The 26,037-nt window shown below is 54.7% G+C and carries 20 protein-coding genes; 14 read left to right on the forward strand and 6 right to left on the reverse strand.

The window, feature by feature from the left end:
• Positions 1-24 precede the first annotated feature (24 nt).
• The 5 genes from dalD to uspE all read left to right on the forward strand — a co-directional run bounded on the left by dalD (position 25) and on the right by uspE (position 6,269).
• A complete protein-coding gene (dalD, locus tag GSQ70_RS04975; protein ID WP_158781524.1) occupies positions 25-1,416 on the forward strand; it encodes a D-arabinitol 4-dehydrogenase in 1,392 nt (463 codons plus the stop codon).
• A gap of 10 nt (positions 1,417-1,426) precedes the next feature.
• On the forward strand, positions 1,427-2,896 hold the full coding sequence (xylB, locus tag GSQ70_RS04980; RefSeq protein ID WP_158781525.1) for a xylulokinase: 1,470 nt from the start codon (positions 1,427-1,429) through the stop codon (positions 2,894-2,896).
• A gap of 54 nt (positions 2,897-2,950) precedes the next feature.
• On the forward strand, positions 2,951-4,243 hold the full coding sequence (locus GSQ70_RS04985) for an MFS transporter (RefSeq protein ID WP_158781526.1): 1,293 nt from the start codon (positions 2,951-2,953) through the stop codon (positions 4,241-4,243).
• 148 nt (positions 4,244-4,391) lie between these two features.
• Positions 4,392-5,147: an FNR family transcription factor gene (locus GSQ70_RS04990; RefSeq protein WP_158781527.1), complete on the forward strand. Its 756-nt coding sequence runs from the start codon at positions 4,392-4,394 to the stop codon at positions 5,145-5,147.
• A gap of 171 nt (positions 5,148-5,318) precedes the next feature.
• On the forward strand, positions 5,319-6,269 hold the full coding sequence (gene uspE / locus GSQ70_RS04995; protein WP_158781528.1) for a universal stress protein UspE: 951 nt from the start codon (positions 5,319-5,321) through the stop codon (positions 6,267-6,269).
• 99 nt (positions 6,270-6,368) lie between these two features.
• Here uspE and pntB read toward each other — a convergent pair whose 3' ends face one another.
• Together pntB and pntA are read right to left on the reverse strand one after the other, a co-directional pair.
• Entirely contained in the window at positions 6,369-7,757 is a 1,389-nt protein-coding gene (pntB, locus tag GSQ70_RS05000; RefSeq protein WP_158781529.1) for a Re/Si-specific NAD(P)(+) transhydrogenase subunit beta, read from the reverse strand.
• Between the two features lie 10 nt (positions 7,758-7,767).
• Positions 7,768-9,300: a Re/Si-specific NAD(P)(+) transhydrogenase subunit alpha gene (pntA, locus tag GSQ70_RS05005; RefSeq protein WP_158781530.1), complete on the reverse strand. Its 1,533-nt coding sequence runs from the start codon at positions 9,298-9,300 to the stop codon at positions 7,768-7,770.
• 518 nt (positions 9,301-9,818) lie between these two features.
• Between pntA and ydgH the strand changes: the two genes are divergently transcribed.
• Both ydgH and GSQ70_RS05015 read left to right on the forward strand, forming a co-directional pair.
• Positions 9,819-10,769, forward strand: coding sequence for a DUF1471 family protein YdgH (gene ydgH, locus GSQ70_RS05010; protein WP_158781531.1), 951 nt, complete (start codon positions 9,819-9,821; stop codon positions 10,767-10,769).
• A gap of 226 nt (positions 10,770-10,995) precedes the next feature.
• A complete protein-coding gene (locus GSQ70_RS05015) occupies positions 10,996-12,387 on the forward strand; it encodes a basic amino acid/polyamine antiporter (protein ID WP_158781532.1) in 1,392 nt (463 codons plus the stop codon).
• Here GSQ70_RS05015 and GSQ70_RS05020 read toward each other — a convergent pair whose 3' ends face one another.
• Positions 12,388-12,807, reverse strand: coding sequence for a hypothetical protein (locus GSQ70_RS05020; protein ID WP_158781533.1), 420 nt, complete (start codon positions 12,805-12,807; stop codon positions 12,388-12,390). It lies immediately after the preceding gene.
• Positions 12,808-12,980: 173 nt separating this feature from the next.
• On the opposite strand from GSQ70_RS05020, the gene rstA reads away from it, so the two are divergent.
• The 5 genes from rstA (at position 12,981) to GSQ70_RS05045 (ending at position 18,792) form a co-directional block, all read left to right on the forward strand.
• Positions 12,981-13,709 carry a two-component system response regulator RstA gene (gene rstA / locus GSQ70_RS05025; protein ID WP_158781534.1) on the forward strand — a complete coding sequence of 243 codons (729 nt, stop codon included), beginning with the start codon at positions 12,981-12,983 and terminating at the stop codon, positions 13,707-13,709.
• Positions 13,710-14,239: 530 nt separating this feature from the next.
• On the forward strand, positions 14,240-15,541 hold the full coding sequence (rstB, locus tag GSQ70_RS05030; RefSeq protein ID WP_158781535.1) for a two-component system sensor histidine kinase RstB: 1,302 nt from the start codon (positions 14,240-14,242) through the stop codon (positions 15,539-15,541).
• Between the two features lie 27 nt (positions 15,542-15,568).
• The gene (locus tag GSQ70_RS05035; protein WP_158781536.1) at positions 15,569-17,059 is read left to right on the forward strand and encodes a carboxypeptidase M32; all 1,491 of its coding nucleotides are present in this window, start codon (positions 15,569-15,571) and stop codon (positions 17,057-17,059) included.
• Between the two features lie 209 nt (positions 17,060-17,268).
• A complete protein-coding gene (asr, locus tag GSQ70_RS05040) occupies positions 17,269-17,697 on the forward strand; it encodes an acid resistance repetitive basic protein Asr (RefSeq protein WP_158781537.1) in 429 nt (142 codons plus the stop codon).
• 282 nt (positions 17,698-17,979) lie between these two features.
• Positions 17,980-18,792: a serine protease gene (locus GSQ70_RS05045; RefSeq protein ID WP_158781538.1), complete on the forward strand. Its 813-nt coding sequence runs from the start codon at positions 17,980-17,982 to the stop codon at positions 18,790-18,792.
• Positions 18,793-18,820: 28 nt separating this feature from the next.
• Here GSQ70_RS05045 and GSQ70_RS05050 read toward each other — a convergent pair whose 3' ends face one another.
• Positions 18,821-19,438 carry a TetR/AcrR family transcriptional regulator gene (locus tag GSQ70_RS05050; RefSeq protein ID WP_158781539.1) on the reverse strand — a complete coding sequence of 206 codons (618 nt, stop codon included), beginning with the start codon at positions 19,436-19,438 and terminating at the stop codon, positions 18,821-18,823.
• Between the two features lie 53 nt (positions 19,439-19,491).
• Between GSQ70_RS05050 and GSQ70_RS05055 the strand changes: the two genes are divergently transcribed.
• Positions 19,492-20,883, forward strand: a complete 1,392-nt coding sequence (locus GSQ70_RS05055; protein WP_158781540.1) for an MFS transporter — start codon at positions 19,492-19,494, stop codon at positions 20,881-20,883.
• Positions 20,884-20,922: 39 nt separating this feature from the next.
• Here the strand turns inward: GSQ70_RS05055 and hrpA are convergent, their stop codons facing one another.
• The gene (gene hrpA, locus GSQ70_RS05060) at positions 20,923-24,822 is read right to left on the reverse strand and encodes an ATP-dependent RNA helicase HrpA (protein WP_158781541.1); all 3,900 of its coding nucleotides are present in this window, start codon (positions 24,820-24,822) and stop codon (positions 20,923-20,925) included.
• A 232-nt stretch (positions 24,823-25,054) separates the two neighbouring features.
• Here hrpA and GSQ70_RS05065 point away from each other — a divergent pair, with 232 nt between their 5' ends.
• Positions 25,055-25,660, forward strand: coding sequence for an FMN-dependent NADH-azoreductase (locus GSQ70_RS05065; RefSeq protein ID WP_158781542.1), 606 nt, complete (start codon positions 25,055-25,057; stop codon positions 25,658-25,660).
• A 45-nt stretch (positions 25,661-25,705) separates the two neighbouring features.
• Here the strand turns inward: GSQ70_RS05065 and GSQ70_RS05070 are convergent, their stop codons facing one another.
• Positions 25,706-26,032 carry a YdbL family protein gene (locus GSQ70_RS05070; protein WP_158781543.1) on the reverse strand — a complete coding sequence of 109 codons (327 nt, stop codon included), beginning with the start codon at positions 26,030-26,032 and terminating at the stop codon, positions 25,706-25,708.
• Between the last annotated feature and the right edge of the window lie 5 nt (positions 26,033-26,037).

Here is a 26,037-nt window from a genome sequence, read left to right on the forward strand (position 1 = left end):
TGCTCAAACAAACAGGAGAGTGTTATGACTGCTACAGCCTCAATCTGGATGCACATCGGTGCGGGTTCTTTTCATCGTGCTCATCAGGCCTGGTATTTGCACCGCCTGCTGCAACAGGGGGATCATCGCTGGCACATCGCCCTGAGCAATATTCGTGAGGATGCCGCACCGCTGCTGAAAACCCTTGCAGCACAAAACGGGGAGTACGTGCTGGAAACCGTCACTCCGGAGGGTGAGCGTGCGTATGAGAAAATCACCTCAATCAAAACCATCGTGCCGTGGGACAGCCAGTTAAACGGCATGATTAAGCAGGGATCGGATGCGGCCACCCGCGTGATTGCCTTTACGGTGACAGAAAGCGGCTATTACCTGGATAACGATCACCGCCTGGACCCACGCCATCCGGACATTCAGGCTGACTTAAAAGGCGAAGCCCGTACTCTTTATGGTGCGCTGACGCGAATTTTACTGGCCCGCAAGGCAGCGCACGGTAACCCGGTGACGTTGCTGAACTGCGACAACCTGCGACATAACGGCGAGCGCTTCCGGGCGGGTTTCCTGAAATTTCTCGGCTTACGGGGTGAAGAAGCGCTGTTGCAGTGGGTGGAACAACACACCACATCACCCAATACTATGGTTGACCGCATCACGCCACGTCCCACCGCAGATATCGCCCCGCGCGTGCTGAAAGAGACCGGCTTCAGCGATAGTGCCCCGGTGATGGGCGAAGCCTTCATTCAGTGGGTGGTTGAAGACGATTTTGCTGCCGGACGACCGGCGCTGGAAAACGTCGGCGTGGAGATGGTCAGTTCCGTGCTGCCATGGGAAGAAGCCAAAATCCGCATCCTGAATGCCAGCCACAGCTGCATTGCCTGGGCCGGTACGCTGGTGGGCCAGTCGTATATCCATCAGAGCACCCGCACCCGGGAGATCAAGGAGATGGCCTGGGAATATGTCACTCAGGATGTGATCCCCTCTCTGCTGCCCAGCCCGCTGGATCTGCAAGAGTACCGCGACGTGGTGCTGGCGCGCTTTGCCAATCCTTATATTCGCGACACCAATCAGCGTGTGGCTGCCGATGGCCTGTCAAAAATTCCGGGGTTTATCACCCCAACTCTGGTTGAAAGCTATGCCCGCAATGAAACACCCAGGGCCACTACTGTGTTGCCAGCGCTGTTCTTTCTCTTCCTGCAGCGCTGGCATCAGGGTGAACTGCCCTATGAGTATCAGGATGGCGCACTGAATGATGATGCGCTGCACACCCTGCTCAGCAAACCAGACGCGCTGGCCCGTTTCGCGGCTGATGAAACGCTTTTCGGGCCGCTGGCAAAACGTGCCGAGTTCGCCAGCCTGCTGGCAGAAACGGTTTCCGGCCTGCAATCCTGGGCCAGACAGCCACAGCCGGTCAGTGAGTAAGGAGCGGGCTATGTATCTTGGAATCGATGCCGGAACCTCAGAAATCAAAGCGCTGGTGATTGATGGTCAGGGAGAGATTGTCGCCACTGCCGGGGCAAAGCTTACGGTGCAGCGCCTGCATCCTCACTGGTCAGAACAGGATCCGGCGGAATGGTGGATGGCCACTCAGCAGGCGGTCAGTGAATTACGTCAGAAAGTGGGTGACCACTGGTCGCAAATCCGGGCGATTGGTCTTTCCGGGCAGATGCATGGGGCAGTTCTGCTCAACCGTGATAATCAGGTGCTACGGCCCTGCATCCTGTGGAATGACACTCGCAGCGCGGCCGAATGTGCGGAACTTACCGCACTGGCTCCTGATTTGCACAGCGTAACCGGTAACCTGGCGATGCCTGGCTTTACCGCGCCGAAGCTGCTGTGGGTTGCCCGTCATGAGCCGCAAATCTTTGAGCAGACCGCCAGCATACTGCTGCCAAAAGATTATCTGCGCTGGAAAATGAGCGGTGAGAAACTCAGCGACATGTCCGATGCCGCCGGAACGCTGTGGCTGGACGTCGGCCGTCGTGACTGGTCTGACAGCCTGCTCGCGGCTTGTGGTCTGACTCGCGACCATATGCCACGCCAGGTGGAAGGTTCCGAACCGGCCGGAAAACTGCGCCCTGAGCTGGCCCGCCAGTGGGGATTAAACGAAGAGGTGATCATTGCTGGAGGCGGCGGTGATAATGCGGCCAGCGCAGTAGGCATTGGCGCAATTAATCCAGGAGATGCATTTATCTCTCTTGGCACCTCCGGCGTGTTGTTTGCAGTGAACGATCGCTTCCGCCCTAATCCTGCCTCGGCGGTCCATGCTTTTTGCCATGCTCTGCCTGACCGATGGCATCAGATGAGCGTGATGCTGACAGCGGCGAGCAGCCTGCGCTGGCTGTGTGAACTGATCGGCGCTTCTGAAACCACATTGTTGTCGGAAGTGGCCACTCTGAGCGGTGCTGACCAGCGCAGAGCGCCGGTTTTCCTGCCCTATTTATCCGGTGAGCGCACGCCGCACAACGACCCACAGGCCACCGGATCGTTCCATGGCCTGACGCTCTCCACCCAGCGGGCCTCGCTGGCCTATGCCGTTCTGGAAGGGGTGACTTTTGGTCTGGCCGATGGGCTGAAGGTACTGCAGGAAGCGGGAACCACCCTGACCAGTTGCTCGCTGACTGGTGGCGGCGCACGCAGCCCGTGGTGGGCACAACTGATCGCTGACGTGCTGAATCTGCCGGTGGTCACTCATCCGGGTGGCGAAGCGGGCGGCGCGCTGGGCGCAGCAAGGCTGGGCTGGCTGGCCGACGGTGGCGACGAGTCAGAAGTCTGCCGCAAACCTAAAGAACTGAAACGTTATCTGCCCGATCCCGGGCGTCAAAAGTATCTGCAAAAACGGCTCGACTATTTTCGCCTGCTATACCAACAACAGCGCGAGGCTCGCGCACCCGGCTTCTGAACCCTGACCCGGACGCAATGTCCGTCCGGGCCCTGCATCCCCCGAGGAATTATCATGAAATCAGCAAAAAACTGGTTCGGTCTCCCACTGTCTTTACTCTGGGGCTATATCGCTATAGCCGTATTTATGAGCGGGGACGGCTTTGAAATGGCCTTCCTGTCAAAGCACATCACCGATTTAGGTTTTTCGCCCGCTCAGTCCGCGATGGTGTTTACCCTTTACGGTGCCGCAGCCGCGCTGGCAGCCTGGAGCTCCGGCGTGGTGGCTGAAATTATCACCCCGCAGCGCGCCATGCGCATCGGTTTTGTGCTGTGGGTGGTCATGCATATCCTGTTTATGACGCTGGGACTGGGCATGCGTAACTATCCGCTGATGCTGCTGTTTTACGGCATTCGCGGTCTGGCTTATCCTCTGTTTATCTACTCTTTTGTGATGCTGGTGGTACAGAACGTACCAAAGCAACAGCTCTCCTCCGCGATGGGCTGGTTCTGGGCAATGTATTCCATTGGCATCGGCTGTATCGGCAGCTATCTCCCCAGCTTCACCATCCCGTGGATGGGGGAAACCGGAACGCTGTGGTTTGCGATTGCCTGGGTGGTCGTGGGTGGGTTGATGGCGATGATTCTGCTGCGCAACGTCGGCGGCGAGAGTCAAAAAGCCAACCTGACCACCCGCGAGAAATTCACCGAGCTTTCACGCGCGGTGACGATCCTGTTTACCAACCGCAATATCTTTCTTGCCTGTCTTATCCGCATAATCAACACATTGTCACTGTTTGGCTTTGCAGTGGTGATGCCGATGCTGTTTGTCGGCCGTCTTGGCTTCAGCATGTCAGAATGGCTGCAAATCTGGGCGGTGTTCTTCTTTGTCACCATCTTCACCAACGTGATGTGGGGAGTGCTGGGGGAGTATATTGGCTGGATCCGTCAGGTGCGCTGGTTCGGTTGCCTGGGCTGCGCCCTTTCCAGCCTGGCGTTTTATTATCTGCCCGTCACCTTCGGACATAACTTCTGGGTGGCGATGATCCCGGCAGTGATGCTGGGGATTACCGTTGCGGCGTTTGTGCCGATGACCGCCGTATTCCCGGTACTGGAGCCGAAACATAAGGGCGCGGCGATTTCAATTTATAACCTTTCTGCCGGTCTGAGTAACTTCCTTGCCCCGGCGATTGCCTCACTGGTTTTGCCCTTCTTTGATATCGTTGGGGTGGTCTGGACTTACACTGCTCTCTACCTGTTTGCGGGTATTTTGACGCTAATCATAAAGGTGGAACAACCTGCTCGCTCTGTTACCAAAAAAGAAACAAACCACTACCGGCCTGCTGCAACGGCACAGAATAAGTTTTAACGCCCGAATAAGGCACATTTTTAAACGGGAAGTCACTGAGGATGACATCCCTGACTTTAATGTGCCTAAAACTGCTCTGATCAGTTCCCTTTAGTGACTAAAAAATGATAAAATTGACCTCAGTCAATAATCAATCGAGCCTATAACTATGATCCCTGAAAAGCGTGTTATCAGCAGACGTATTCAGTCTGGCGGTTGTGCGATTCACTGTCAGGATTGCAGCATCAGCCAGCTTTGCATCCCTTTCACGCTGAACGAGCATGAACTCGATCAGCTGGATAACATCATTGAACGCAAAAAGCCGATCCAGAAAGGCCAGACGCTGTTCAAAGCGGGAGACGAGCTGAAGTCACTGTACGCTATCCGCTCCGGGACCATCAAAAGTTATACCATCACCGAACAGGGTGATGAGCAGATTACCGGCTTCCATCTGGCGGGCGATCTGGTGGGCTTCGATGCGATCAGCGCCGGTCAGCATCCAAGCTTCTCACAGGCGCTGGAGACAGCAATGGTCTGTGAGATTCCTTTTGAAACCCTGGACGATCTCTCCGGTAAGATGCCGAGCCTGCGTCAGCAGATGATGCGTCTGATGAGCGGCGAGATTAAAGGCGACCAGGAGATGATCCTGCTGCTGTCGAAGAAAAATGCTGAAGAGCGCCTGGCAGCCTTTATTTATGGCCTGTCCCGCCGCTTTGGTGAGCGTGGTTTCTCGCAGCGCGAGTTCCGCCTGACCATGACCCGTGGTGACATCGGTAACTATCTTGGCCTGACCGTAGAAACGATCAGTCGCCTGCTTGGCCGTTTCCAGAAGAGTGGCATGCTGGCAGTAAAAGGCAAATATATTACTATTGAGAATCACGACGAGCTGTCGCAGCTTGCTGGTCAGAGCCGCGCCATTGCCTGACTCTCTGGCCGGGTTACCCTCCTGACCCGGCCAGCTTCTGTTTTGCTTATCCCTGGCCTGTAAATAGCCTGCTTATTATTTGTTATAATATTGATCCGACTATAACTTTTTCCTTTTGCACTCGCCGCTATTGGGCTATCTTTAACCTACCCAGCGTATGGAGAACCCGTTATGGCCAAGTATCAAAACATTCTCGTAGCTATCGATCCTCAACAGGACGATCAGCCAGCGCTCCGCCGTGCTGTTTATCTGAATCAGCGACTTGGCGGGCGGATCACCGCCTTCCTTCCTATCTACGACTTCTCGTATGAGATGACCACCCTGTTGTCGCCCGATGAACGCACCAACATGCGTAAAGGCGTTGTCAGCCAGCGCACGGAATGGATCCGCGAGCAGGCCAGGGCCTATCTTGAGGCTGGCGTGGATATTGATGTCAAAGTGATCTGGCATAACCGCCCGTACGAGGCGATTATCCAGGAGGTGCTGAATGGCCGTTACGATCTGGTGATCAAAATGGCACACCAGCATGACCGTCTGCAGGCGGTGGTCTTCACCCCAACCGACTGGCATCTGCTGCGCAAATGTCCCTGCCCGGTTTGGATGGTGAAAGATCAGCCGTGGCCGGAAGGCGGTAAAGCAGTGGTGGCCGTCAACCTTGCCAGTGAAGAACCGCATCATGACCCGCTCAACACCAAGCTGGTGAAAGAGACGCTGGAACTGGCGGAGATGGTTAATCATACCGAAGTGCACCTGGTGGGAGCCTATCCCATCACCCCGATCAATATCGCTATCGAACTGCCTGATTTCGATCCCAGCGTGTACAATGATGCAATCCGTGGGCAGCATCTGCTGGCGATGAAGGCCCTGCGGCAGAAATTCAGCATCGACGAGAAATTTACCCACGTCGATAAAGGCCTGCCAGAGGAAGTGATTCCGGATCTGGCCGCTCACCTGGATGCCGGTGTGGTGGTATTAGGAACGATTGGCCGTACCGGCCTGTCAGCCGCTTTCCTCGGAAATACCGCCGAACAGGTTATCGATCATCTGCGCTGCGATCTGCTGGCGATCAAGCCAGATGGCTTCAACTCGCCTGTGGAACTGGACGACGACGAAGACGACTGATCCCAGGTTTTAACGTAAAAAAGGGGCAGATTTTTCTGCCCCTTTTCGCTGGCCGCATCAGACTGGCCAAACAGATGCCCCCGTTGAGGGGCATTTTGTTTACAGTGCTTTCAGAATTGCATCAACGGTGGCTTTCGCATCGCCAAACAGCATCTGGGTGTTCTCTTTAAAGAATAGCGGATTCTGTACCCCGGCGTAGCCGGTATTCATAGAACGCTTGAAGACCACCACATTTTGCGCCTTCCACACTTCCAGTACCGGCATGCCCGCAATCGGACTGCGCGGATCTTCCTGCGCGGCCGGGTTGACGGTGTCGTTAGCGCCGATCACCAGCACGGTGTCAGTATCCGCGAAATCATCATTGATCTCGTCCATTTCCAGAACGATATCGTAAGGCACGCGGGCTTCGGCCAGCAGCACGTTCATATGACCAGGCAGACGACCGGCCACCGGGTGAATACCAAAACGAACTTTGATACCACGCGCACGCAGCTTCTCGGTGATTTCAGCCACCGGATACTGTGCCTGCGCTACCGCCATGCCATAGCCCGGGGTGATGATTACCGTGCTGGAGTTTTTCAGGAGTTCAGCCGTACCCTGCGCATCAATCTCACGGTGCTCGCCCACTTCTTCGCTTTCACCGGTTGAGCTGCTGTCCGTCCCAAAGCCACCAGCAATCACGCTGATAAACGAACGGTTCATCGCCTTACACATAATGTAAGAGAGGATCGCCCCGCTTGAGCCCACCAGCGCACCGGTGACGATCAACAGGTCGTTGCTGAGCATAAAGCCCGCCGCGGCCGCCGCCCAGCCTGAGTAGGAGTTGAGCATTGAGACCACCACCGGCATATCCGCCCCGCCGATAGACGCCACCAGATGCCAGCCGAAGGCCAGTGCTATCAGCGTCATAATGATCAGCGCAAACACTTCCGCCACGGTGCTGTCAGTACGCACAAAGATGATCAGCATGCATAACGAAACCACCAGCGCCAGCAGGTTCAGCTTATGGCGATGCGGCAGCATCAGTGGACGGGAAGAGATCTTACCGCGCAGCTTGCCAAAAGCGACCAACGAACCGGTGAAGGTCACCGCACCGATAAAGATACCGATGAACACTTCGGTCAGATGGATATTTTCCATCACCGCTTCCAGACCTGGCGCGTGATCCAGGTAACTGTTAAAGCCTACCAGCACCGCAGCCAGACCAACGAAGCTGTGCAGCACGGCCACCAGCTCTGGCATTTCGGTCATTTCGACCTTCTTCGCCAGACGAATACCGATCGTGCCACCAATAACCATTGCCAGCAGAACCCAGGCAACGTTGCCGCTGTCCGGACCCAGAATGGTCGCCAGCAGTGCAATTGCCATCCCACTGATGCCGAACAGGTTGCCCTGTTTGGACGTTTCATGTTTCGACAGCCCGGCCAGGCTGCAAATAAAAAGAATTGCGGCAACAATGTATGCTGCAGTCACTAATCCGCCAGACATTGATTACCCCTTAGTTCTTACGAAACATTTTCAGCATGCGCTGAGTAACGGTGAATCCACCGAAGATGTTGATGCTGGCAATCAGCACGGCGATAAAGGACAGGAAACTGACCCAGCCGCCATGACCGATTTGCAGCACAGCACCGACCACAATGATGCCGGAAATGGCATTGGTCACCGACATTAACGGGGTATGCAGAGCATGACTGACGTTCCACACCACGTAGTAACCCACCACGCAGGAGAGGGCAAATACGGTAAAGTGCGAGAGGAACGCAGGCGGAGCCACGTTGGCTAACCAGCCAAACAGCACAATAGCCAGCACGAACAGCGCATATTTACGGTACGGCGAGGCCGGTTTCTCTTCCACCTTTTCGGCCACTTTCGCAGCTGCAGGCGCAGCTTTCGGCGCGGCTGATACCTGAATTGGTGGCGCTGGCCAGGTCACTTCACCATCACGGATTACGGTGACACCGCGAATAACCACATCTTCGAAATCAATGGTGATGTCGCCGTTTTTCTCTTTGCACAGCAGCTTCAGCAGGTTCACCAGGTTGGTACCATAAAGCTGAGAAGACTGGGTCGGCAAACGGCCTGGCAGATCGGTATAACCGATAATCTTCACGCCATTTTCGGTAGTGGTCACCTGATCCGCTACGGTCAGCTCACAGTTACCGCCGGTTTGCGCCGCCAGATCGACAATCACGCTGCCTGGCTTCATCGAAGCCACCATCTCTGCGGTGATCAGCTTTGGTGCCGGACGGCCTGGGATCAGCGCGGTGGTAACAATAATATCCACTTCTTCTGCCTGAGCGGCAAACAGGGCCATCTCCGCTTTAATAAAGGCTTCGGACATCACTTTGGCATAGCCATCACCGCTGCCCGCTTCCTCTTCAAAATCCAGTTCGAGGAACTCGGCACCCATACTCTGCACCTGCTCTTTGACTTCAGGGCGGGTATCAAATGCGCGGACGATTGCACCGAGGCTGTTGGCCGCACCGATCGCGGCCAGACCGGCCACACCAGCCCCAATCACCATCACCTTCGCCGGTGGCACTTTGCCTGCAGCGGTGATCTGGCCGGTAAAGAAGCGGCCAAACTCATGCGCAGCTTCGACAATTGCACGATAACCGGCGATGTTCGCCATTGAGCTCAGGGCATCAAGGGATTGTGCACGAGATATACGCGGCACCGCATCCATCGACATCACCGTGACCTTACGGGCAGCCAGTTTTTCCAGCAATTCCGGATTCTGAGCAGGCCAGATAAAGCTCACCAGCGTGCTGCCTTCACGGGTCAACGCGATCTCTTCATCCGTTGGCGCATTAACCTTAAGAACGATATCGGACTGCCAGACAGTGGCGGTATCAGTGAGTGTTGCACCGGCAGCGACATAAGCAGCGTCATCAAAACTAGCCAGCTTACCTGCCCCGCTTTCAACGGCGACGCTGAAGCCCAAAGCCAGCAGTTGCTCAACCGTTTTCGGCGTGGCAGCCACTCGTGCTTCGTTGGGCAATCGCTCTTTGGTAATTCCAATTAGCATAATATTCCCTTTCATCAAAGGTGATGGAGATTGATCCTCGCTGCGCTGGCCCGAACTGGCCCTCGCAGGAACTGTTGCAAACTGTTTATAACCTACTGAAATTATGACTTACGATCCAGCCGTCCTGCGCGCATTTCTCCGCTTTTCATATAAAAATTCAGAGGCAAGTCCCAATAACGCTATATCGGCACTGAATTTAACTGGAAATTACGCATAATCTGCTAACGAAATCCGGGATGACATTGCAGGACGGAGGTTAAAAAACATTATTTAACAAAGAATTAACTATATAACAGGTAACAATAACCGCCATAACTGGTAAGTGGGTGACAAAAGCCGCAATTTAACATTTCTTTAATATCTTGCTGCCCGTGACTTTTCCCCGCAGCCCTGTTTCGCTCAAAATGGCTGAGACAGGATGCATTATTACATGCAATAATCGGCAGCTAATCTGTTACACATCAAGAGTCCAGCACGTTTTCGTACTCATTTTTTGCGTAAGGCGAAGGATTATTTTTATGAAGCTGAAGAATACCATTCTGGCATCAGCCCTGTTGTCACTCACATCATTATCCGCTTATGCGGCACAGGAATTGACGCCAGAAAAAGCGGCATCACTGAAGCCATTCGATCGTATTGCGATTTCAGGCCGCTTTAATGCGATTGGTGATGCGAGCGATGCCATCTCTAAACGTGCCGATGAACTGGGTGCGGCTTCCTACTATATTCAGGGGATCAACGACAGCAACGGCAACAGCGGTAACTGGCGTGTGGTGGCAGACCTATATCATGCAGATGCGCCAGAGGCCACTAAAAACCAGGATCGTGTGATCAACGGCGTTCGTGAGTTGACCAAAAGTGAAGCCTACAAGCTGGAGCCTTACGATACCGTCTCTATCAGCGGCTTTTACCGCAGCCAGCCGGATGTGAACGATGCCATCACCAAGCAGGCAAAAAGCAAAGGTGCTGCTTCCTTCTTTATTATCCGTCAGATTGACGCCAACAGCGGCGGCAACCAGTACATTACTGCTTATATCTATAAAGCGGATGCGCCGGAGCGTAAAGTACAGTCCCCTGACCTGATCCCGGCGGATTCTCAGGCGGGCAAAGCCGCCCTGGCAGCCGGTGGCGCTGCCGCCAAAACCGTGCAGATCCCCGGCGTCGCCTCTTCTGAAACCCCAAGCACTAAAGTGGGTCGTTTCTTTGAGACTCAGTCTTCTACGGGTCAGCGCTACACTGTTAAAACACCAGACGGTAAAAGCGTGCAGGAAGTTAACGCTGTTACCGCCGCGCAGATGCAGCCGTTTGACAGCGTGACCTTCACCGGTCACTTCGGTACCCCTACCGAAATCTCTGACGCCGTGGGCCGTGCCGCTATCGATAAGGGCGCGAAGTACTACCATATCACCCGTCAGTGGTCCAATCAGAGCGGCGGTAACCTCACCGTTTCTGCTGACCTGTTTAAGTAAGCTTTAAAGGAGGCGGCTTTCGGTCGCCTCCGCCATGCATAATCTTCCGCTGCATTTTGCATAACCACGCATCTTTTCGTCCCCTCCGCATTGCATCTGTCTGGCTCACTCCGTAAAATCGCCGCCGGTTTACGGGGCATTCATTCAATTTTAAGCGCAGCCGGTCGAATTAAAAACGCATCATTGCCGCTGTAATGGTTTTTTATTCTGCATTTGGGATGCTTTTTTGGACAAAAAATTAGGTCTTACCGCTCTCACGGCGCTGGTTCTGAGTTCCATGCTCGGCGCAGGCGTTTTCAGCCTGCCACAGAACATGGCCGCTGTCGCCAGCCCGGCAGCCCTGCTGATTGGCTGGGCAATTACCGGCGCGGGGATTATTTTACTGTCGCTGGCGCTGCTGCTGCTGACCCGCCTGAAACCTGAGCTGGACGGCGGGATCTTCACCTACGCCCGCGCAGGCTTTGGCGAACTGGTCGGTTTCTGCTCCGCCTGGGGCTACTGGCTGTGTGCGGTGATCGCCAACGTTTCCTACCTGGTGATTGTCTTTTCGGCACTGAGCTTTTTCACCGACTCTCCAGGCCATGTGGTGTTTGGCGATGGCAATACCTGGCAGGCAATTCTCGGTGCGTCGGTCCTGCTGTGGCTGGTGCACTGGCTGGTGCTGCGCGGCGTGCAAACTGCGGCCAGCATTAACCTGGCCGCCACGCTGGGCAAAATGGTGCCGCTTGGACTGTTTATTGTGCTGGCGGTGCTGGGCTTTAATTACGATCGCTTCCACTTTGACTTCACCGGGCTGAAGCTGGGTACACCCGTCTGGCAGCAGGTGAAAGACACCATGCTAATCACCCTGTGGGTATTTATCGGAGTGGAAGGCGCAGTGGTGGTTTCGGCCAGGGCACGAAACAAAAAAGATGTGGGCCGTGCCACTTTGCTGGCCGTAATGGCTGCTCTGGTGGTGTACCTGCTGGTCACCCTGCTCGCATTGGGGATCGTCCCGCGGGCAGAACTGGCTGAGATGCGCAACCCCTCAATGGCCGGCCTGATGACTCAACTGATTGGTCACTGGGGCAATATGATCATTGCGCCAGGGTTGGTTGTCTCGGTATGTGGCGCTTATCTGAGCTGGACGATCATGGCGGCAGAAGTACCGATGATGGCGGCCAGGCACGGTGCATTCCCCCGTTCGCTGGCAAGACAGAACCGGCATGGCGCACCTGCTGCCTCCCTGTGGCTGACCAACATCAGTATTCAGGTCTGTCTGGTGCTGATCTGGCTGACCGGTTCGGATTACAACACGCTGTTGACTATCGCTTCAGAGATGGTGCTGGTGCCCTATTTCCTGGTCGGCGCTTATCTGTTTAAGGTGGCCCGTTCTCTCAACCGGCCTGTAGTGATGGTGATAGCCGTGGGCGCAAGCGCTTATAGCCTGTGGCTGCTTTATGCCTCTGGCCCGCTGCATCTGCTGCTGTCGGTGGTGTTGTATGCTCCCGGCGTTCTGCTGTTTCTGTTTGCCCGCCGCGGTGGAAGAAGCAGCGTAAAACTTAGCGGTTTGGAAAAAGTGGGGATGCTGTTGCTGATTGCCGGTTCAGCTCCGGCGATGTGGATGCTGGTGCGGTAATCAGTGCGAATGCGAAAAGGCAGGCAGGGTGACCGTCAGTCGGTCATCATACTGCTCAAGATCCAGCGACTTGACGTACTCCAGGCGAATACCTTTAAGTTGCTGCTCTGAAAGCGGGTAAGGCAGTAAAATATCGAACTGCGAGATGTGCTGTTGTTCAGCTAACGTTATCAATCGGGCAATATTAATCTCATCACTCACCTGGGTGGAGATGATCTGTAATGCCAGCACCTTCAGCCGTTCTGAAGGGGCACCGGGCAGATCCTGCGACTTTCGGGTGACCATGCCAAAGATGGGCATTACGCCGTAGATAGCGTCGACAAAACTCCAGCGTTTTTTGCATGAAGCCGCAAGAAAATCGATGTAATTGAGGCAGATATGGTCACTGTGTACTGCTGGAGCCAGTTCTTTATCCAACACTATGCTCTCCTTTCACCGAAAAAAATCTCCCGGGCGGCCTGAAGCAACCCTGCGGATATAATGGCATATTTAGTGACTCCTTTACTATACATCGAGAGTTATTTAGCGCGGAGACATAGTAGTCCCTGTTAACAAATAGTAATCTAACCTTTCCTCCTCAGATAAATAGCGCTATGAACAAAATCGTTTTCGTGGAAGATGACCAGGATGTGGGTGAACTGATTGCAGCTTATCTGTGCCGCCATGACATTGAAGTCATTGTGGAAAGTCGCGGTGACCGGGCTGAAGCTACCATCGCCGCCGCCAATCCGGACCTGGTGATGCTGGACATTATGCTGCCAGGCAAAGATGGGATGACCCTGTGCCGCGACCTGCGGGCCGGTAAAATCTGGTCGGGGCCTATCGTGCTGCTGACCTCACTGGACAGCGATATGAACCATATTTTGTCGCTGGAAATGGGGGCGAATGACTATATTCTGAAAACTACCCCACCCGCTGTTTTACTGGCACGCCTGCGTTTACATCTGCGCCAGGCCGGGACGCATGCTCAGAGTGACGAGATTGCCCCTGCGGTTCCTGGACAAAAAACGTTGCGCTTTGGCACGCTGTCTGTCGATCCGATTAACCGTCAGGTCACGCTGGGGAGTGAAATCATCGCCCTTTCCACCGCCGACTTTGATCTGCTGTGGGAACTGGCTACGCATGCCGGTTCGATCCTGAACCGTGACGCACTGCTGAAAAACCTGCGCGGGGTCAGCTATGACGGCATGGATCGCAGTATTGATGTGGCAATTTCCCGCCTGCGCAAAAAGCTGCTGGACAGCGCAACGGAGCCCTATCGCATCAAAACTATTCGTAATAAAGGGTATCTGTTTGCACCGCATGCCTGGGATGCGCAATAAAGCAGCTTTTACCATTGCCCCATTTATACGGTTCAACTCTTCATAATTCAGCCAAAACCGCAAAAGAAGGATTGCTGATGATATTATGAGGCTGATTAAGTTAAAAAATCATCACGCTTGTTTTGGGATGATTTTATGAATAATATCATTGTTGTCTGCATTCCATCAGTTGCTTTGATAATATTCTCTTTTAGCTGCTTTCTTGCCCGATCGCGCGATCCCTTCGATTACAATGCTTTCAATATTTGTGTTTATTTCAAAATGTATTTTTCATCAACAATCCCCTTAACTCAGTCCTTTCTGAAAAACGAAGAAAATAAAAGCCGACGTGATATCGCTATCAGAGATAAGCTGAAACTCTCCGATCCATGGTGAGAAATCACAAACAATGGTTTACACAGTGCGCTGCGCGTGGATAAATGCACTGGATGACGGTCAGATAAGCACACTGGCGGTTACATTACCGTTCCCGACATGCCCTTGCCAGCGGGGGAAGCATTGGTAACTTATTGTTTTAATGGTGATGAATAATGAGAAAGCTCTTTATCCAATTCTATCTTCTGCTGTTTGTCTGCTTTCTGGTTATGGCCATGCTGGTCGGGCTGGTTTACAAATTTACCGCCGAACGAGCCGGGCGTCAGTCGATGGACGATCTGATGAAAAGCTCGTTGTATCTGATGCGCAGCGAGCTGCGTGAAATACCACCGCGCGACTGGAATAAAACCATTGATAATCTGGAGCTGAATCTGTCGTTCAAACTCCATATTGAACCGATGAGCAAATACCAGCTCGATCCGGTTACTTTGCGCCGCCTGCGCGCCGGAGAGATTGTGGCGCTGGATGATGAATACACCTTCCTGCAGCATATTCCCCGCAGCCATTATGTGCTGGCCGTTGGGCCAATCCCTTATCTGTTTTTCCTGCATGAAATGCGCATTCTTGATATCGCGCTGCTGGCGTTTATTGGTATTTCACTGGCGTTGCCGGTGTTTATCTGGATGCGTCCGCACTGGAAGGACATGCTGCGGCTGGAGTCGGCGGCTCAGCGATTGGGTCAGGGGCATCTGGATGAACGCATTCACTTTGACAGTGCTTCCAGCCTGCTGCGCCTTGGGGTGGCCTTTAACCAAATGGCTGACAATATCAACACGCTGGTCGCCAGTAAAAAGCAACTGATCGACGGCATTGCCCATGAGTTGCGTACACCGCTGGTACGCCTGCGATACCGGCTGGAAATGAGTGACAACTTAAGCGATGACGAAGCGGCTGCGCTGAACCGGGATATTGGCCAGCTGGAGGCATTGATCGAAGAGCTGCTGACCTATGCCCGCCTGGACCGGCCCAAAGTCGATCTCAGCCTGCAGTCGCTGGATCTGGCTGAGTGGCTGGGTGAGCGACTGGATGATATCCGCTCTGTTCATCCCGAATTTGAGATTGAGCTGAACACTCCGCAGCGGCAGAACGTCGGCGTAGCGGACACCCGCCTGATGGAGCGTGTACTCGATAACCTGGTGAATAATGCCCTGCGCTATGCAGGCAAGCACCTGCGCGTCGGCCTGTGGTTTGACGGTAACGTTGCCTGCCTGCAGGTTGAGGATGACGGTCCGGGCATCCCGCAGGCCGAACGCGAGCGGGTATTTGAGCCGTTCGTCCGCCTCGATCCCAGCCGTGACCGTGCTACCGGCGGCTGCGGTCTGGGTCTGGCTATCGTCCACTCCGTTGCCCAGGCATTTGGTGGCCACGTGGTCATTGACGCCAGCCCGCTTGGCGGTGCAAGCGTTCGCTTTTGCTGGCCGGTTGATTTACCCTTAACTCCTCCCCGCGCTGCCTGACAGCGCCCGAAAACGTCAAGGATACCCATGTCATCTGCCTACGCTAATCTGACGAAAACCTTCACCCGCCTGTCCCGGTTCAGCCATCTTTCCGCCATCACCGGCTGGGATATGATGACCATGATGCCGCCAGGTGGCAGCAGCGCCCGTGGGGCTGCACTGGCTGAACTGAGCGTGCTACAGCATGAAATTCTGACCGACAAAAAGGTCGGCCAGTGGCTGGAAGAAGCGGCACAGGATCAACTGAATGATGTTGAGCGTGCCAACCTGTCCGAAATGCAGCGTGCCTGGCAGCAGGCTTCCCTGCTTCCGGCCTCGCTGGTGGAAGCCAAATCGGTTGCCGGCTCCCGCTGTGAGCACGCCTGGCGTCAGCAGCGCCCGGCCAATGACTGGCAGGGATTCTCCGCAAACCTTAAAGAGGTGGTAAAGCTGAGCCGCGAGGAAGCGGAGATCCGCGCGCAGGCCAACGGCTGCACACGTTATGATGCGTTGCTGTCCGTTTTCGAACCGGGAATGACCAGCGCCAGGCTGGATCAGACATTTGGTGAAATCAAACAGTGGCTGCCTTCCCTGCTTCAGCGCATCGTTGACAAGCAGGCGCAGGAGACGGTTGATATCCCGGTCGGCCCGTTTGCGGTTGAATCCCAGAAACAGTTGGGACTGGCGATTATGAAGCTGCTGAATTTTGATTTTAACGCCGGGCGGCTGGACGTCAGTGCGCACCCGTTCTGTGGTGGCGTGCCGGAAGATGTCCGCATTACTACGCGATACAACGAGAACGAATTCACCAGCGCGATGATGGGAGTCATCCACGAAACCGGACATGCCCGTTACGAGCAAAATCTGCCCAAACAGTGGGCAGGCCAGCCGGTTGCCCATGCACGCTCCACGGCAATTCATGAATCCCAGAGCCTGTTTTTTGAGAAACAGCTGGGCCGCAGCGCAGAATTTCTTAACCTGCTGCTGCCACATGTAAAGCTGCTGCTGGGCGATCAAACGGCGCTGGAGCAAACCAACTTTATCGCTCTGAATCAGCGTGTGAAGCCTGGCCTGATCCGTGTGGATGCTGATGAGGTCAGCTATCCGGCACATATCATTCTGCGCTATGAAATCGAAAAAGCGCTGATTGGTGGAGAAATTGAGGTCGATGATATTCCGGCGCTGTGGCAGGAACAGATGCAATCCCTGTTGGGTATTGATACCACCGGCAATTATCGCGATGGTTGTATGCAGGATATTCACTGGACTGATGGCGCATTTGGTTATTTCCCAACGTATACACTGGGCGCAATGTACGCTGCTCAGCTGTTTCAGGGAGTGAAAAAAGCGTTACCTCAGGTCAGCGAGCTGCTGCGTGAAGGCAATCTGCAGCCGGTATTTGACTGGCTGGAACAGAATATCTGGCAGCACGGCAGCCGCTTCAGTACCCGCCAGCTGATTGAAAATGCCACCGGTGAAGATCTTAACCCGCTGTATTTTAAACAGCATCTTGAAAACCGCTACCTCAACAACCGGTAGCAGGCTGATGGATTGCGGTCACTGCCATAAACCTTTATGCTGGGGCCGCAATGCTGTATATCCTCAGTTTTTCGCTCCCCTCTCTGCTTTGTACAATCGGTTACACGCCGATACCAATCACTCACGGAAACCATCATCGCTATCTCATATATTTGTTTCACCGGCCCCGCAGTGGGCTGACACGTGAAATAAACTTTGAGGGTTTTGCAATGAAAAAATTATTTGCTCTGGTTGTAGCCGCTGCTATGGGTCTGTCTTCAGTTGCTTTCGCAGCTGAAACCACCGCTGCTCCAGCTGCTCCTGCTGCTACCACGACTTCAGCTGTACCTGCGAAAGCTCAGGCTGCTAAAAAAGTACATCATAAGAAAGTGGCAAAGAAAGCCGCTGCCCAGAAAGCTCAGGCTGCCAAAAAGCACCACAAAAAAGCAGCTAAAAAACCTGTAGCGCAGAAAGCTCAGGCCGCTAAAAAAGTGCATCACAAGAAAGTAGCTAAAAAACCAGCAGCTCAGAAAGCTCAGGCCGCTAAAAAAGTACACCACAAAAAAGTAGCTAAAAAGCCAGTAGCTCAGAAAGCTCAGGCTGCTAAAAAAGTTCATCACAAAAAAGTGGCTAAAAAATCCGCTGCCCCTAAAGCATAACTGATGAAGCGGGAGCCTTGCTCCCTCTCAAGACTGATAACTTAAACACCCGGTTCGTCCGGGTGTTTCTTTCTGGAGTATCGGATGATGGTGCGTCGCTATTTATTCGAAATTATCCTGGGTTTAATGATCCTCTGCGGCGTTGTCGCTGTCAGCTTCTATCTTTAATACTCTGCTTACTGATATTCCAATATTCAACTCCCTTTTTTCTCACTATCCGACTATAGTTATCGTCACTGGTGGTTCCGACACTTTCCAATAATTCTCCACTCAGAGAGAGATATGCGCCTGACTGCTGTTTTTTTAATCGGATGTTTAGCCTTTTCGTTTTATGCCCATGCTGACGATGATGATGAAGGCCCAAGCCCGGCGGAAGTCAAAACGCTGTTCTTCGGGAAAGATGACCGCAAGGCGATCACCGAAACGGCGACACAACCCTGGGAAGCCATTGGCCAGCTGGAAACCGCCAGCGGTAACCTCTGCACCGCCACCCTGATATCTGCTCATCTGGCGTTAACTGCCGGACACTGTCTGTTCGCCCCTCCGGGTAAACTCGACAAGGCCATCGCGTTGCGTTTTATCTCCAACGGCAAAGGCGGCTGGCGCTATGAAATCCACGACATTATTAGCCGCGTCGATCCGGAACTGGGTAAAAAACTCAAGGCCGATGGCGAAGGCTGGATCGTCCCTTCTTCCGCCGCTCCTTATGATTACGGCCTGATAATTTTAAGGAATCCGCCTTCGGGCATTACGCCTTTGCCGTTATTTGATGGCAGCCGCAGCGATCTTGCAGCCGCGCTGAAAACTGCCTCGCGACGTGTGACCCAGGCTGGTTATCCTCTGGATCATCTGGACACGCTCTATTCTCACAGCGATTGCCTGGTCACCGGTTGGGCACAGAAAGGCGTGCTCTCGCACCAGTGCGATACCCTGCCTGGCGACAGCGGTTCTCCGCTGTTAATGAAGGTGGACAATGCATGGCAGCTGATTGCGGTGCAAAGCTCAGCACCGGCAGCGAAAGACCGTTATCTGGCCGATAACCGGGCGATAGCCGTTACGGCCTTCCGCGATAATCTGGAAGCGCTGGCGCAGTAAGCAGACTCAGGGACGAGTGACTCCATTCTTAAACGTGCTGACAAGAGGCATCCCAGACCGTCATGATTTGTGCGATGCCTGCGTTCATCGCCGCCAGAGGTACACCATCGCGCGCCAGCGTCGACAATCCAAGCAGGAAAGAGTCAAAAACTGTGGTCAGGGCACGCACATCAACGCCTGTACGTAACTCTCCGCTCTCTACCCCCCGCTGCACACAGGCCTTAATGCCCGCACGGGTCCGCTCGCGTGAACGAGTGAGTGGTTCTGTTACCGACTTGTTCACTTCAGAAGGCGCACTCAGGATCCCAAGTGCCACCATGCACCCTTTAGGATGCCCCCGCTCACACTGCATTTTGGCGGAGTGACGCAGCGCGGTTTCGATCGCGTCGCGTGGTGTCAATGCCGAATCCCACAAGGGATCGGTGACTCTGGCATAGGTATGCAGATAACGTTGCACACACTCCCCGAACAGCGCCTCTTTCGAAGCAAAGGCCGCGTAAAAACTGGGGGCAGTGATGCCGTTACCGATACCCGCTTTTAACTGGCTGAGCGAAGTGGATTCATAGCCGTTCTGCCAGAAGATATGCAGCGCCTGTTCGATTGCACGATCGCGGTCGAAGGTGCGCGGACGTCCCATTGTGGCCATGGTGATCTCCGGAAACTGACCTGTTCAATTGACAGGTATACTAATCGATACAGATGTGTTTGACAATCCAACTCCACCCGATTAACGTACCGATCGGTATATATATTTCAGCAAGCGATTCCGTTTGGCTTTCGTCTACCTCGTCCGTCATGAGGTTTTCTCACTCAAATACATACCAATCGATACAAAACAAGCATTCAGTTCAGATGGGGATTTTTATGACACTGAGGAAAACGATGACAACCCGACACGCCTCAAAGGCCAGTAAAGAGGAGAACCGGCTACCAATGGCTCCCCTCCTTGCCCTGGCGATGACCGGATTTATTTGCATCATCACCGAAACACTGCCTGCCGGACTACTGCCGCAGATGGCGCTGGGGCTGAATGTTTCCAGTTCTCTGGCCGGGCAGACGGTAACCGCCTACGCTCTGGGTTCCCTGCTGGCGGCCATTCCGCTGACCATTGCAACTCAGGGCTGGCGTCGGCGCACGGTATTGCTGATGACCATCGCCGGATTCCTGATCTTCAATTCAGTGACGGCATGGTCTTCCAGCTACTGGTTGACGCTGACGGCGAGATTTTTCGCTGGCGTGGCTGCCGGGCTGGCCTGGAGCCTGCTGGCTGGTTACGCACGCCGTATGGTCCCCCCCGCACAGCAGGGCAAAGCGCTGGCCGTGGCGATGGTTGGCACACCCATCGCCTTATCTTTGGGTGTGCCGCTGGGAACCTGGCTGGGCGGTGTCGCTGGCTGGCGTAGCACCTTCAGCGTGATGTCGGCTCTGACGCTTATCCTGATTGTCTGGGTGCTGGCGAAAGTGCCGGATTATCCCGGACAGGCCAGTCAGGACCGGCTGCCATTACGTAAGGTCTTTACCACTCCCGGCGTGAAGCCCGTGCTCGCGGTGGTGATTGCCTGGATGCTCGCACACAACATTCTTTATACCTATATTGCACCGTTTATCCGGCAGGCAGGGCTACTGCACCAGGTGGACTGGGTGCTGCTGACGTTTGGAGTGGCGGCACTGGTAGCCATCTTTATCGTCGGGCGTCTTGTCGATCATTATCTTCGCCCCGCCGTGCTGGTCAGCCTGGCGACTTTTGCTCTGATCGCTTTACTGTTTATCTGGTTATCCGGCTCTGCTCTGTTCATCTGTATTGGCGTTGCGGTATGGGGACTGACCTTTGGTGGCGCAGCCACTCTGCTGCAAACCGCGCTGGCCGATACGGCAGGAGACGGTGCAGACGTGGCGCTGTCGATGAACGTGGTGGCGTGGAACAGCGCGATTGCTGGCGGTGGTCTGGCAGGTGGAGCACTGCTCAACTGGTGGGGAACGTCTGCCTTTCCTCCGGTGATGCTGCTGCTGTTGCTGGCGGGTTTTGTTATTGCGTGGTCAGCCCGCACTCACGGCTTCAGGCCCGGCAGCCGCCGGACAAAATCAGGCTGAGTGGTGATGGGCCTGCGCTTCCAGCGCAGGCCATCTCTGTCAGAGCACGATCTCATCCATTGCCTGCTGAATACGCTTCTCGGAAACCGGATAAGGCGTACCCAGCTGCTGGGCGAATAAGCTGACCCGCAGTTCCTCAATCATCCAGCGAACATCCTGCACGTCTTCATCATCCTTGCGCACAGCAGGCAGTTTGTTAAACCAGCTGCTCCATGACTGCTGAATCTTTTCCACCTTCAGCATTCTGGCCCGGTCGCTGTTTGGGTCCACCGGCAGCTTTTCCAGACGGCGCTCAATCGCATTCAGGTAACGCAGCGTATCTGACAGACGTTTCCAGCCGTTCTGCGTGACAAACCCGCGATAGACCAGTCCGCCCATCTGCGCTTTGACGTCAGACAGCGCAAGGGCCATTGCCATATCCACCCGACCTTTCAGGCGCTTATTGATGTTGAACACTGAAGTGAGGATCTGCTCCACTTTTTTGGCGATATCCACCACCGTATCATTCAGCCCGGCGCGCACCTTATCGTGCAGCTTAGTGAACTCCTCTTCCTGCCAGGTTGGGCCGCCATGTTCCGCGATCAGCTTGTCAACGCCGCATGCTATGCAGTCATCAATCAAATCCAGCACTTTGCCATAAGGGTTAAAGTACAGCCCCAGCTTGGCCTTGTTCGGCAGTTTCTCGTGCAGATATTTAATCGGCGACGGGATGTTCAGTAACAGCAGCCTGCGCTGCCCACGCCACATCGCTTTCTGCTGTTCATGCTGAGAATCGAACAGGCGGATCGCCACGCTGTCTTTTTCATCCACCAGTGCGGGCCAGGCTTTGACGCTGTAGTTGCCGCGCTTCTGCTCGAAGTGATCGGGCAGGTTGCCAAAGCTCCAGATGTGCAGGCCACTCTGTTCCAGCCCGTCATCCGCGACTTTCGACAGCGTTTCCTGAACCTTACCTTTCAGTTCCACCTTCAGCGCTGAGAGGTCACGGCCTTCACTCAGTTTGCGGTTGTTCTCATCCACCACGCGGAAAGTCATTTTAAGGTGATCGGGCACCTGATCCCATTGCCAGGCTTCGCGTTCAATGGTTACCCCGCTCATCCGACGGAATTCGCGCTCCAGCGCTTCCATCAGCGGCAATTCCAGTGGGGCAACGCGGCCAAGGAAAGCTTCGGCATAGTTCGGTGCCGGAACAAAGTTTCGACGTATCGGTTTGGGCAGTGACTTGATCAACGCAATCACCAGGTCACGACGCAGGCCGGGGATCTGCCATTCAAATCCGTTCTCTTCCACCTGATTAAGCAGCGGCAGCGGAATGTGCACCGTCACGCCATCGGCATCAGTGCCCGGCTCGAACTGATAACTCAGGCGCAGCTTGAGGTTGCCCTGCTGCCAGAAGTTTGGGTAATCAAGCTTGCTGACATTGTCCGCGCCCTCTTTGATCAGCATCTCTTTGGCGAAATTCAGCTGCTCCGGCGCTTCGCGGCTGGCTTTCTTCCACCAGCTGTCAAAATGACGCGCGGACACCACCTCATGCGGAATGCGCTGGTCGTAGAAGTTGAACAGCGTCTCTTCATCCACCAGGATGTCGCGGCGGCGGGATTTATGCTCCAGCTCCTCGACCTCTTCACGCAGCCTGAGGTTAGCCCGGAAGAAGGCATGGCGGGTCTGCCAGTCTCCCTCGACCAGCGCATGGCGGATAAACAGCTCACGCGACAGTGCCGGATCGATCTGGCTGTAATTTACCTTACGCGCGGCAACGATCGGCAGCCCGTACAGCGTGACTTTCTCGCTGGCCATGACTGCGCCCTGGGCTTTTTCCCAGTGTGGTTCACTGTAGCTGCGTTTGATCAGATGCTGCGCAACAGGCTCGATCCATTCCGGATCGATGCGGGCGGCAATGCGTCCCCACAGGCGACTGGTTTCCACCAGTTCGGCAACCATCGTCCACTTCGGCGGTTTTTTAAATAAACCCGATCCTGGGAAAATCGAGAAGCGGGCGTTGCGTGCGCCGGTGAACTCCTGCTTTTCAGCATCTTTCTGCCCGATATGCGACAGCAGGCCGGTCAGCAGCGCCGTGTGCACGCCACGGAAATCGGCTGGTTCGCTGTTCAGCGGGGTCCCCAGCTCACGCACAACCTGGCGCAGCTGGGTGTAAATATCCTGCCATTCGCGCACTCGCAGGTAGTTCAGGTAATCGGTCTTGCACAGGCGGCGAAACTGGCTGGAAGAGAGCGATTTTTGCTGCTCCTGCAGATAGTCCCACAGATTCACAAACGAAAGAAAATCAGACTCTTTGTCAGCAAACCTGCGGTGTTTCTCGTCAGATGCCTGCTGTTTTTCCACCGGGCGCTCACGCGGATCCTGAATGGAAAGCGCGGAAGTAATGATCATCACCTCGCGCGTACAGGCATACTTCTGCGCTTCCAGCACCATTTTCGCCAACCGCGGATCGACCGGCAATTGAGCAAGCGTACGCCCTGAGGGCGTCAGTTTATAGTGCTGATCGTCGCTCTGGGTAATCGCCCCCAGTTCTTCCAGCAGCCTGACGCCATCCTGAATATTACGTTTGTCCGGTGCCTCAACAAAAGGAAACGCACTGATATCGCCCAGGCCCAGCGCCGTCATCTGCAGGATGACCGACGCCAGGTTGGTGCGCAGAATTTCCGGATCGGTAAACTCCGGGCGGCTGAGGAAATCGTCTTCGGAATAGAGACGAATACAAATCCCTTCAGAAACCCTGCCGCAGCGACCTTTGCGCTGGTTGGCCGAAGCCTGAGAAACTGGCTCAATTGGCAGGCGCTGCACCTTGGTGCGGAAGCTGTAGCGGCTGATACGTGCCGTCCCCGGATCGATGACATATTTAATGCCCGGCACGGTCAGTGACGTTTCCGCCACGTTGGTCGCCAGCACAATGCGACGCCCCGTGTGCGACTGAAATACGCGATTCTGCTCGGCATTCGATAATCTGGCATACAGCGGCAGGATCTCGGTGTGCGGCATATCGCGACGATTCAGTGCGTCGGCGGTATCACGGATTTCGCGCTCACCGCTCATAAAGATCAGAATGTCGCCGCGGCTTTCGTTACCCAGCTCATCCACAGCGTCAAAAATAGCCTGCAGCTGGTCGCGATCGGTATCGTCGGCCTCTTCCACAATGGGACGATAGCGAACTTCAACCGGATAAGTTCTGCCAGAAACCTCAATCACTGGGGCGTGGTGGAAGTGCTTTGAGAAGCGCTGCGGATCGATGGTCGCAGAGGTAATGATGACCTTTAAATCCGGACGACGCGGCAGCAGCTCGCGCAGATAACCCAGCAGGAAGTCGATGTTCAGGCTGCGCTCGTGCGCCTCATCGATAATGATGGTGTCGTACTGCATCAGCAGGCGATCCTGCTGGATTTCGGCCAGCAGAATACCGTCGGTCATCAGTTTAACCTGAGTGGTTTCACCGACCTGATCGTTAAAGCGCACCTTATAGCCGATGCAGCCACCAAGCGTGGTTTCCAGCTCGTCTGCGATACGGTCGGCAACGGTACGGGCAGCCAGACGACGTGGCTGCGTGTGGCCAATCAACCCGGTAATCCCCCTGCCCAGCTCAAGACAGATTTTCGGCAGCTGAGTGGTTTTACCGGAGCCGGTTTCACCCGCCACAATCACCACCTGATGGTCGCGGATGGCATCGGCAATTTCCTGCTTCTTCTGGCTGACCGGCAGATTTTCCGGATAGCGGATGACTGGCGTAGCCGCGCGGCGCTGGCTGATCCGCAGCTCAGCGATGGCGATCTCTCCGCTCAGCTCTTCGGCTATCGCCTGCTGTGCCTCAGGATTCTTCACTTTTTTTGCACCGTGCAGGCGTTTGAGCAGACGCTGGCGGTCGCGCAGCATCAGCGAGTCAAGGCGCGGTGAGAGTGCCGCCAGTGGCGAATGAGGTGTATCAGACATAAAGTTTAAAGCTCGCTAGTCGCCAGCAGACTGGCTGATTCTGATGATTCGGTTGTCAAAATTTTGCGTAGTGTAGCACAGACAATCACTTAGCCAGGCCCCCAGGCAGGTAAGCTTGTTCAGTAAATTCGAACATAGGCCTCAGAATATTGAACTATCACTCGCTGAGGTTTCCTCATAGAGTGTAAATCATTGAGCGGAAGGCCTTCCGCATAACACACAGGAAATTATCATGAGCAAAGTTTTAGTTCTGAAATCCAGTATTCTTGCCGGTTACTCTCAGTCCAACCAGCTGGCCGATCACTTTGTTGAAGAGTGGAAAGCTTCTCACGGCAGCGATGAAATCACCGTACGTGACCTGGCTGCGAACCCAATCCCGGTACTGGACGGCGAACTGGTTGGTGCTCTGCGTCCTTCCGATGCTACCCTGACTCCACGTCAGCAGGAAGCACTGGACCTGTCCAACGAGCTGATTGCTGAGCTGCAGGCTCACGACACCATCGTTATTACCGCGCCAATGTACAATTTTAACATCCCAACCCAGCTGAAAAATTATTTCGACCTGGTTGCCCGTGCAGGCGTGACTTTCCGCTACAGCGAAAACGGTCCGGAAGGCCTGGTTACCGGTAAGAAAGTGGTGGTTATTTCCAGCCGTGGTGGCATTCATAAAGATACCCCAAGCGATTTGCTGACCCCTTATCTGAAGCTGTTCCTGGGCTTCCTGGGCATGTCAGACGTGAAATTTGTCTTCGCTGAAGGCATCGCGTACGGACCAGAAGTGGCCACCAAAGCCGCTAACGACGCGAAAGACGTGCTGAAGCAGATCGTTGCTGCTTAAGTGACGTTGAGGTTTGAGAGAAGGCAGCCATCTGGCTGCTTTTTTTTATGGCGTTTTCTGCAGCCATTGCCCGTTAATTCCGCGGACATATTCGCCGGGAGCGGCGCGTTCAACCAGTTTCTGGCCAGCAATGCGGGCTACTTCAACGCTGGTGAGGTTATTTTTCTGTGCCAGCGCGTCGTACTGCTGCCTGCGGCCCTGGTTAATGCGTTCCACCAGCGCCAGCGTGTCACCGTCCTGCTTAACAGGCGCAATGTAGCCGGACAGCGTTTCCCCCACCCGTCCCTGCTTTCTGGCTTCATCCAGCGTCAGCGCCATCACCGCCGGGGAGATCAGTAACCACACCAGCAGCAAACTTTTCAGCTGTTTCATTTTTT

It is taken from the genome of Pantoea sp. BAV 3049 (assembly GCF_009765445.1).
Lineage (GTDB): Bacteria > Pseudomonadota > Gammaproteobacteria > Enterobacterales > Enterobacteriaceae > Erwinia.